The sequence below is a fragment of the Prevotella amnii CRIS 21A-A genome (assembly GCF_000177355.1).
Lineage (GTDB): Bacteria > Bacteroidota > Bacteroidia > Bacteroidales > Bacteroidaceae > Prevotella > Prevotella amnii.
The window spans coordinates 1-11,279 of sequence record NZ_ADFQ01000011.1 but is presented as its reverse complement, the minus strand read 5'-3'; the positions used below and the strand labels follow the sequence as shown (position 1 = coordinate 11,279).

General features: G+C 32.7%; 4 protein-coding genes. 3 read left to right on the top strand and 1 reads right to left on the bottom strand.

Features of this window, described 5'->3' with window-relative positions:
- Window positions 1-161: 161 nt before the first annotated feature.
- Window positions 162-2,753: an ATP-dependent chaperone ClpB gene (clpB, locus tag HMPREF9018_RS01255; protein WP_008446966.1), complete on the bottom strand. Its 2,592-nt coding sequence runs from the start codon at window positions 2,751-2,753 to the stop codon at window positions 162-164.
- A gap of 346 nt (window positions 2,754-3,099) precedes the next feature.
- Here clpB and HMPREF9018_RS01250 point away from each other — a divergent pair, with 346 nt between their 5' ends.
- The 3 genes from HMPREF9018_RS01250 to HMPREF9018_RS01240 are packed head-to-tail and all read left to right on the top strand — an operon-like array spanning window position 3,100 to window position 11,051.
- Window positions 3,100-8,652: an alpha-2-macroglobulin family protein gene (locus HMPREF9018_RS01250; protein ID WP_008446964.1), complete on the top strand. Its 5,553-nt coding sequence runs from the start codon at window positions 3,100-3,102 to the stop codon at window positions 8,650-8,652.
- 20 nt (window positions 8,653-8,672) lie between these two features.
- Complete coding sequence (locus HMPREF9018_RS01245) at window positions 8,673-9,596, top strand: 4-hydroxy-3-methylbut-2-enyl diphosphate reductase (protein WP_008446963.1); 924 nt, start codon at window positions 8,673-8,675, stop codon at window positions 9,594-9,596.
- 21 nt (window positions 9,597-9,617) lie between these two features.
- Window positions 9,618-11,051, top strand: coding sequence for a sodium:solute symporter (locus HMPREF9018_RS01240; RefSeq protein ID WP_008446968.1), 1,434 nt, complete (start codon window positions 9,618-9,620; stop codon window positions 11,049-11,051).
- The last annotated feature ends 228 nt before the right edge of the window (window positions 11,052-11,279 follow it).

The following is an 11,279-nucleotide window of genomic DNA, read 5'->3' as shown; positions in this document are numbered from 1 at the left end:
TAATTTTATAAATAGAAAAAAAGGCTGATTCTAATTAAATAGGATTCAGCCTTTTTGTAAAATATAAATAAAATGGGGAGTAGAGCTTTTACAAGTCTACTCCCCATTTTCTATTGTAATAATATATTTTCTCTTATAACCTAATATGAGTAAAAATCATATTAATTCTTAAAAACAAGTGCCTCATTATAATAGTCTATATTAATAGGCTTTTCTCTATTAACAGTACCAGCTAAGATAGATTTGCTTAAATCATTGAGTACATAGTGCTGTATAGCTCTTTTTACAGGGCGTGCTCCAAACTCTGGATCATATCCAATTTCTGCAAGATGTTTTACAGCTGGCTCTGTCCATGTTAAAACAAGTCCTTGCGGCATTAGCATCTCCTTAGCACGTTCTAACTGTAACCTTACTACACCAGCAATCTGCTCTTGTGTGAGTGGTAAGAACATTATAGTTTCGTCTATACGATTTAAGAATTCAGGTCGTATAGTTTGTTTTAACATATTCATAACCTCAGTCTTTGTATGTTCTATAACTTGTTCTCTATTATCCTCTCTCAGTTCTTGGAATTGCTGCTGTATGTATTGTGAACCAAGGTTTGAAGTCATAATGATAATAGTGTTTTTAAAGTTTACCGTGCGTCCTTTGTTATCAGTAAGTCTACCATCGTCTAATACTTGTAACAATATATTGAACACATCTGGGTGAGCTTTTTCTATTTCATCAAATAAGACCACAGAGTAAGGTTTACGCCGTACAGCTTCGGTAAGTTGTCCACCTTCATCATAACCAACATATCCTGGAGGCGCGCCTATTAGTCGAGAAACACTAAACTTTTCTTGATATTCACTCATATCAATTCTTGTCATCATTGTTTCGTCATTGAAAAGATAATCAGCTAATGCTTTAGCTAACTCTGTTTTACCTGTACCAGTAGTACCAAGGAATATAAACGAAGCAATAGGCTTTTTAGGATCTTGTAATCCGGCACGTGATCTACGAACAGCATCAGCGACAGCAGTAATAGCTTCTTCTTGTCCTATTACACGTTTATGTAGTTCTTCTTCAAGGTGAAGTAGTTTTTCACGTTCGCTTTGCATCATACGTGTAACTGGTATACCTGTCCATCTGCTTACTACTTCTGCAATATCATCAGCGGTAACCTCCTCTCTTACCATAGCTTCATTACCTTGTGCCGATAATAATTGCTTCTTTATATTCTGGATATTATCTTCTAATGCTTTTAGTTTAGAATATCTAATTTCAGCAACACGTTCGTAATTTCCTTCACGTTCTGCACGTTCAGCCTCATACTTTAAATGTTCTATTTCTTGTTTATCTTGTTGTATTTTATTAACAAGTGCACGTTCGTTTTCCCATTTAGCTCTAAAGCTATGTTCTTGCTCTCTAAGTTCTGCAATATCTTTATCTAAAAGAGCCATCTTGTCTTCATCGTTTTCACGCTTAATTGCTTCACGTTCTATTTCTAATTGTTTTAATCGACGAGTAATTTCATCTAACTCTTCAGGAACAGAATCGCGTTCCATACGTAGCTTTGCAGCAGCTTCGTCCATAAGATCAATAGCTTTATCGGGTAGGAATCGATCAGATATATACCGCTCAGAAAGCTTTACTGCAGCGATACAAGCATCATCTTGTATACGTACCTTGTGGTGATTTTCATAACGTTCTTTTAAGCCACGTAGAATAGAGATAGCATCTAACTCTGTAGGTTCATCTACCATAACAGTTTGGAAACGACGCTCTAAAGCCTTATCTTTTTCAAAATATTTTTGATATTCATTTAAAGTAGTGGCTCCAATAGCTCTTAACTCGCCACGAGCAAGTGCTGGTTTGAGAATATTAGCAGCATCCATGGCTCCTTCACCACCACCTCCAGCTCCTACTAAGGTGTGTATTTCGTCTATAAAAAGAATTATATTACCATCGCTGTTGGTAACTTCCTTAATAACAGATTTTAAACGTTCTTCAAACTCTCCTTTGTATTTTGCTCCAGCTATAAGAGCACCCATGTCAAGAGAATAAAGCTTTTTATCTTTTAAGTTTTCAGGAACATCTCCACGCACTATACGTTCAGCCAGTCCTTCTACAATAGCAGTTTTACCAGTTCCTGGCTCACCTATTAATATAGGATTGTTTTTTGTACGGCGAGATAATATCTGAAGTACTCTTCTAATTTCCTCATCACGACCAATTACAGGATCTAGCTTACCATTACGAGCATCTTCTACTAAGTTGTGAGCATATTTTTCAAGTGATTGATAGTTTTCATCTCCACTCTGTGATTGCACTTTCTGTCCTTGACGCAACTCATTAATAGCTTTTTTAAGTTCTTTTTCGGTGCACCCAGCATCTTTTAAGATTCGTGCAGCTGTGCTATTTACTGTAAGTAGAGCTAAGAGTAAAGGTTCTATACTTATAAATTCATCGCCCAGCTGTTGTGATATTTCTGTAGCTTTTTGTAAAACCTTATTAGTATCTGATGAAAAATAAGGCTCTCCTCCTTGTACTTTTGGCAAGTGTTGAATCTCACTATTTACAGCCATTGCAATGTTCTGAGGAGTTACACCAATTTTCTGAAACACATAGTTAGTAACTTCTTTTCCTTTATCTATAGCTCCTGCTAAAAGATGTAAAGGTTCTATTATTTGCTGACCATGTTGCTGTGCAATGTTAACAGCACTTTGGATAACTTCTTGCGCTTTAATAGTAAATTTGTCAAATGTCATATTTTTATCTCCTTTCTTTACATTCTATATAAATTTATAGCGGTTGTATTTATACTTTTCTAATTATTTTTATTGTTCTGTTTATCATAAGATCAATTTATGTGCCGATCTTTTATATATGCCACTATGACATGTGTTATATGTCATTATGACGTTTATTTTAGTTTTATTTTTCTGTTTATAATATTGCAAAAATCTAAATCACTTATAATTATAAGCTATATCGTTATGGAGTTATCTTTAATTTATATATCTTTGCATGTTATAGTTAACATTTAACAAACAGGAGTAAACTTTTTTACTCTGACTCTGATAATTTTTGCGTATAAACAAAAACAAAGAATAAATGAAACGAATAATTAGTATATTTATTTTTACTTTAATATTATCGAATATTACATATGCACAAAGCTATAGCTCGCTTTGGAAACAGGTAGACATTGCTATGGAAAAAGATTTTCCTAAAACACAGATAAAGAAACTTGAGGAAATTGCAATAAAAGCCAGAAAGGAAAAGAGCTATGGTAATCTTTTAGCAGCAGAGCTCTTTTTAACAGGAACGAAAATAAAGTTATCTCCTGATTCATTAGAGAAAGAGCTTGCTCGTATTAAGTCTTTTGCCTTGCAAGCAGAAAAGAGTGATAAGGTGCTTGCAGCTATATATTATTGTGCAATAGGTAAGATAGAGCAGAACAATATCACACGAAGCGATGAGGATAACAAAGCTTTAGCAAAGGTATATTTTGACAAAGCAATGGCTTATAAAGATTTGCTTGGCAGGGAGAAATTAGATTATTTCATTCCTTTTATAAAAAAAGGTGCTGATGATAATATTTTTAATAATGATCTTTTACATGTAGTAGGTTTTGAAGCAGAGGCTTATCATGAGTTAGAAAAGTATTATCTGGCTCATAATAATCGTTCAGCTGCCTGTTATGCGGCATTTAAGGCTTTAGAAAAAGATGAAGATATAGTAGAAGATGTAGATTCTTTACTTACAAAGTATGGTGATCTGGACATAGCAGGCGAACTGGCAAAAGTAAAGTACGAAAACTTTTCTAATGAAACAACAGATAAAGAACGTTTCGATTTTGTACAAAATGCTCTTAAGAAATATGCGTCTTGGAAAGGAATAAATTATTTTAGAGCAGTCCTCCATAATTTGCAGAGCTCTAAAATAGAAACAAATGATATTCCTATTAACACTTATACTCGTCCTCAGGGGCAATATGTTAAGATTAGTTTGCGTAATGTATGCGATCTTAAGATAGATATTATTAAAACGACACTTACCGGAGAAACCTATAATACAGATATAGATAAAAAAAATATGGAGTATTATGCAAAGAAAATTGTTCCTAAAAGTGCGATTACCATTAAGCGACAGTATACTATATTACGTCCAGCTTATGAAAACTTTGAGGACTCTGTTCTTTTTCCTAAGTTATCTCCTGGGGTGTATATTGTTAGGATTTCTTCGCCATCAGCAAAAATTTCTGCAAAGGAAGAGCTACTTTATGTAAGTAATCTGGTATTACTTGCAGAGAAACAGGCTAATAATAAATATCGGTATGTGGTAGTAGATGCTGTCAATGGGCAACCTGTAGAAGGCGCAAAGATAAAGTTGTTTGGTGATGTTTATGAAAAAAGAAGTACTCCTAAAATAACCCTTCTAACAGATAAGAAAGGAGAAGCTTTCTATATAACTAATAAAAAAGCAGAGTGTGGATATACCTATGTATCAACATCAACAGATAAAGGCTTTTGCAAAGCATGGGTATTACCTTCTTTTTATTATTCTAAGAGCAATTCTGCTGGTAATAAATATCTTCTTATGACAGATCGTGCTATTTATTGTCCAGGACAAATTGTGCATACTTCGATAGTAGCCTATTCTGATTCCTTAGAGGGATTAAAGCGTAAAGTGATACCTAATCATAAATTTAGCTTGTCGCTTCGTGATGCTAATTATCGTGAAATAAGCAAGAAAGAAGTGATAACAGATGAGTTTGGCACAGCTACAACCGATTTTATCTTACCTATAAAAGGTTTGACAGGCTGTTTTTATATAAGTGTAGATGGCAATAGAACTTATGAAACTACTATTCGTGTAGAGGAGTATAAGCGTCCAACTTTTAAAGTAGGTTTTGAGGATTATAAAGAAAAGTATGCTCCAGGTGATACCATTACATTAAAAGGTTATGCTAAAACTTATGCAGGTGTAAGTTTACAAGGTGCTAAAGTATCTTATAAAGTATTACGAAAGAAGGCTATTTGGTGGTATTGGGGCAATAGTGATAATGAAGCTCAAGTGCTAAGCAGAGGTAAAGTTACTACTGATACAAATGGCTGTTTTGAGGTAAAAGTACCTTTTATATTACCTAAGAATGTAATGGATAAAATAGTAAGAGGTATGCGTGTAGATGCCAATTACTATACCTTTGAGGTCAGAGCAACCGTTACTGATCAGACAGGAGAAAGTCAAGAAGTAGAGCAGAGTTTACCTATTTCTACTAAGGCTACTGTTTTTACTTGCGATATTCCAAAGCAAGTAGTTGATACTTATGCGTTATCTTTCAAGCTAAATTATATTAATGAGGCAGGTAAAAGGGTAGAAAGCATGGCTCGATATATTATTCTCCCGAAAGATAGCAAGCAGCAAAAAACAAGCAGTGTTGATAATTATACTACGATAAAGACTAATGAGACTGTGAAAGTAAAAGGGCTTTCTTCTGGTATCTATCGCCTACATGCTATCTGTGGAGCAGATACATTAAATAAAGATTTTGTCGTTTTTTCTCTAAAGGATAAGCGTCCTGTAGAAGATACACACGATTGGTTTTATGTAAGTGATAGTAGTTTTCCGCATGATGGATCGCCTGTGTATGTGCAAGTAGGATCTACCGATAAAGATGTACACGTTATTTATTCTATTTTTGCAGGAAATAAATTGATAGAACAAGGATATTTTGACCAATCGAATGCCAATAATACGCGTGCCTTTACTTATAAACCAGAATATGAAAATGGCTTATTTCTCCATTATATTTGGGTAAAAGATGCAAAGGTATATGAACATAGTGCTACTATTATGCGTCCGATACTAGATAAGACACTGACTTTAAAATGGAAAACCTTTAGGAACAAGCTCTCTCCTGGACATAAAGAAGAGTGGATTTTATCAGTAACCCGTCCAGATGGGACGCCTGCGAATGCACAGTTAATGGCAACTTTATATGATAAAAGTCTTGATCAGATATTAGATAACTCATGGCATGAGTTACCAAAAATAAGTCTTACTATGCCATATGTTAATTGGTTTTCTTCAGATTATAATACATCTTATATTATTGCAAATAAGAGAGTTGCAACTATTAATGTCCCGAAGATAAACTTGGCAGCATTTAATCAAAAGTATCTATCAGCGTTTGAAAGGTCTTATCCAGATATTTTTATGTGTGAAAAACTATCTTTAGAATCGGTTTATGATGAGGTAGCACCAGTAGGACGTAGTAGAGGTACTGTGAAATTTACAGCTCCTGTTATAAAGAAAGAAATGAAAGGCTTTACAGATACTAATGTTGCTGAAAAGGATAATAATGATAAAGCTCCTGTGCTGTTCAGAAAGAATTTAAATGAAACTACTTTCTTCTATCCTCAGTTAGTTACTGATAAGAATGGTAATGTAAGCATACACTTTACTTTACCAGAGAGCTTGACAACATGGCGCTTTATGGGCTTTGCTCATGATAAGGAGATGAACAATGGCTTGCTTACCGATGAGGTTGTTGTCTCAAAATCTTTAATGATACAGCCAAATTTACCACGTTTTTTGCGTGTAGGAGATAAGGCTATAATATCTGCACGTATAGTGAAAAGAGTAGAGAAAGCATTACAAACAAAGGCTGTTCTCTCATTAATAGATCCTGTTACGGGGCAAGCTATTTATACCGCATCTCGGCAAGTTAGCATAAAAGCAGATAATACTACTTCGGTATCATTTGAAATTAATGATGATGCTATAGAGCGTTTTTCAAAGAAAAAATTAGCAAACTATACTTTATTAATTGTTCGTATCACTGTAGAAGCAGATGGATTCTCAGATGGAGAGCAGCAGTATCTTCCTGTTTTGCCTAATAAAGAGTATGTTATTAACACTTATCCCATTACAATGATTGGTAATAATATAGAGCAGGTAGAGCTTGATAAGTTATATCCTAAAAAGAAATTAAGCGATGCAAAACTAACCATCGAATATACTAATAATCCATCATGGCTTATGATTGAAGCTTTGCCTTATATGTCTAAAGTGTATAGCGATGATGCTATTAGCCTGATGACAGCTTATTATGTTAATGCTTTAGGTAAGCATATCATAATGCAATCGCCAAAGATAAAGCAAACAATAGATTTGTGGAAACAAGAAATAGATAAAGATAAGGCTCTTACTTCAAATCTAGAGAAGAATGAAACACTGAAGAAGTTAGTGTTAAATGAGACCCCATGGGTACTGAATGCAGAAAAGGAAAGTGAGCAAAAGCAAATGTTAGTAAAATTCTTTGATGAGAATGCTTTGCAGCATAAGCAGCAAAGCTATATTGCTCAGTTATATAAGCTACAGAATAAAGATGGCTCTTTCTCTTGGTTTGCAGGTATGAAAGGCAGCATTTATATGACTGTTTATATAGTAAAAGAGCTTATTCGCCTACAAATCTTAATGGGGAAAGAGGCTTTTACCAATCAAGAAACAGCTTTATTGTTAAAAAACGCCTTTGCCTATCTTGATCGTGAGGTAGGAAAAGAGGTAAAAGAGATGCAGCGTACAGATAAGAAAGACCATGAATTGTTCTTCATAAGTGATGACATTTGCGATTATATTTATGCCAGCGCATTAGCTAAACGCCCAATAACATCAAACATAACCTATTTACTTAATAGATTATCTAAGAAGTCCACCAACCTAACTGTTTATGGAAAGGCTAACATTGCTATTATTTTTAGCATGTATGGAAGAATCCAAAAAGCTAATGAATATTTGCAAAGTATAAAGGAATATACGGTATATACGAAAGATATGGGTAGATATTTCGATAGTAAAAATGCTTATTACTCATGGAGGAATTATAAAATTCCTACAGAAGTAGCAGCTATAGAAGCTTTAAAGAGACTTTCTCCAAATGATAGTTATATCAAGGAGATGCAGAGATGGCTACTTCAAGAGAAGCGTACACAAATGTGGAATACTCCTATTAATACCATTAATGCTATTTGGGCTTTTATGAGCAATGGGAAGTGGAATATGGAAGATAATGTTTCCGCTATATTTAAACTTGATGGAAAAGTATTGAACAAGCCTAAAGAAATAGCAGGGAAAGGGTATGTAAAAGTAACTGTTCCTATATATTCATGTCCAAAAAGTTTAAGAATAGAAAAGCAAAATAAGGGTATTAGTTTTGGAGGAGTATATGCACAGTTTTCACAAGAAGTAGTAGATATAAAAGAAAGATCTATGGGAATGACTATACAACGTGAGATTTTAGATGAACATAATAATATTCTTCAAACTAAATCTTTAAAAGTAGGTGATAAGATACGTGTACGATTAACAATAACAGCTTCACGTGATTTTGATTTTGTTCAAATTATTGATAAGCGTGCAGCTTGTTTAGCAGCAATAAATCAGTTGAGTAGTTATTATGGTATGTGTTATGTAACACCTAAGAATAATAGCACTAATTATTATTTTAATAAACTTACAAAAGGTAAGCATATAGTGGAAACAGATTATTATATAGATAGAAAAGGTAGTTATAATACAGGTATATGTACTATACAAAGTGCATATTCACCAGAGTATTGTGGAAACTCACCTATAATTAAATTTGACATTAATCGATAAATTATTAATTACGCGTTTAAATGTTACAAATAGAAATAGATAATGGTAGTGGATTTTGTTTTGGCGTAACTACAGCTATAAAGAAAGCAGAAGAGGAATTAGCTAAAGGTAATGCTCTTTATTGCTTAGGCGACATTGTACATAATTCCATGGAAGTAGAGAGATTAGAGAAAAATGGATTAATAACTATCAATCATGAGCAAATGAAAGATCTCTATAATGTTAAAGTGTTACTTCGTGCTCATGGTGAACCTCCAGAAACTTATGCTTTAGCTAAACGTAATAACATAGAAATAATAGATGCTACTTGTCCTGTTGTATTAGCTTTACAGCGTCGTATAAAAAAACAATATGAAAGTAAAGTAGATGGTAAATTAACACCTATTATAGAAAATCAAAACAAGAGGTTAGAACCTAAAACTACTCAAGAAGACTCACAAATAGTAATTTTTGGTAAAAATGGTCATGCAGAGGTTTTAGGGCTTGTAGGACAAACTAAAAGCGAAGCTCTTATTATAGAGAAATTTGAAGATGTAAAGAAACTAAATTTTACAAAGAACATATACCTTTATTCACAAACAACAAAGAGCCTTGATGAGTTTCATAAAATTATAGATTATATACAGTCTCATATCAGTCCAACAGCACAATTTCAAAGTTTTGATACAATATGTAGACAAGTAGCTAATCGTATGCCAAATATATCTATCTTTGCTACACGCCATGATGTTATTATTTTTGTTGCAGGTAAAAAAAGTTCTAATGGAAAGGTTCTTTTTCATGAATGTTTAGCAGTTAATCCACATTCTTATCAAGTAGAGAGTGCAGATGAAATAAATATGGATTGGTTTATAGATGCAAAAACTGTAGGAATTTGTGGAGCAACTAGTACTCCTAAATGGTTAATGGAGGAATGTAGAGATGAAATACTTCGTAAAGTTTAATAAATAATATTTATTAATGACATGATTATAGTTATAACTATTATTTCTTATTTTCTAATACTCTTTTGTGTTAGTAAGTTAACAAGCAAACGGTCTGATAATGCTACTTTTTTTAAAGCAAACCAAAAATCCCCATGGTATTTAGTAGCTTTTGGTATGATAGGGGCAAGTATTTCAGGTGTTACTTTTGTGAGTGTTCCTGGTATGGTGTTATCTAATAATATGACATATTTGCAAACTTGTTTAGGCTTTGTGATTGGTTATATTGTTGTAGCTTTTATTTTATTGCCTATATATTTTAGGTTAAAAGTTACAAGTATATATACTTATATCGAAAAGCGGCTTGGAAAATATACTTATAAAACAAGTTCAAGTTTTTTTATTTTATCAAAGATGAGTAGTGCCGCTGTAAGATTTTATGTAGTTTGCATTATTTTACAAAGATATGTTCTTGATAATTATCATATACCTTTTGTTTTCACAGTAGCTTTTTTAGTACTATTAATATGGCTATATACTAAAAGGAGTGGTATCCATACTTTAGTTTATACAGATACTTTTCAAACGCTATGTATGTTTATAGCTTTATTTCTTATTATTTATAAGGTATTAGGAGTATTAGACCTCTCTTTATTTGAAGCTATTAATAAAATAATAAATGACCCTCATTCCCGTGTTTTTGTTTTTAATGATAGTCTATCGGGGCAAAATTTCTGGAAACAATTTTTAAGTGGTATTTTTATAGTTATTGTTATGACAGGTTTAGATCAAGATATGATGCAAAAAAATCTTACTTGTAAGGATCTTCATGATGCCAAAAAGGATATGTGTAGTTATGGTTTAGCTTTTATTCCTGCTAATCTTTTATTTTTAGCACTGGGTATTCTATTGATGTTTTTTTATAATTATATGCATTTAGCCATTCCATCTTCTACTACAGATGAGTTAATGTTAAAAGCTACAGCTGGTGGATTATTAGGTAATTGGGTCATGGTGTTTTTTACTATAGGGATTGTAGCAGCTTGTTTTTCTAGTGCCGATTCAGCTTTAACATCGCTAACAACTATTTATTGTGTAGATATTAAAAATAGGGATAATGATGAAAGTTTAAGGAAGCGTGTACATTTAGTTATGGCACTTTGTTTTATAGGCTTTATATTACTTTTTCGTTGGTTTAATTCTACGAATTTACTTGATGCTATTTATACACTTGTATCTTATACCTATGGTCCTTTATTAGGCTTCTTTGCATTTGGATTATTTACAAAACGAACAGTGAAAGATAAGCTATCTCCATTTATTGCAATAATATCTCCTTTGCTTTGTTATATACTATCTACTTTTATAGAAAGCTTTACAAGTTATAAATTTGGGTACGAATTACTTATGATAAATGGTACTTTTACCTTTTTAGGATTATGGTTATTTAGTAAAAAGACAACTATAGTAAAATAGATTTGATAAAATTTGCCATATAATTTGTTTTATATAGCAATGAATTCGGTTTTAAAGAATAAACTACACACTATTTTAACCTTCTTGTTTTGTATCTTTTTAAATGTTTAATTGTGTTTGACTTATTTATTTGATATTATTGCTGTCCGGTAAAACTTTTTCAAACAAAATAAATTAGGGCTGACACTTTTCACGAGGTATCAGCCCTTTTGGTTATTTTTGTTTTTG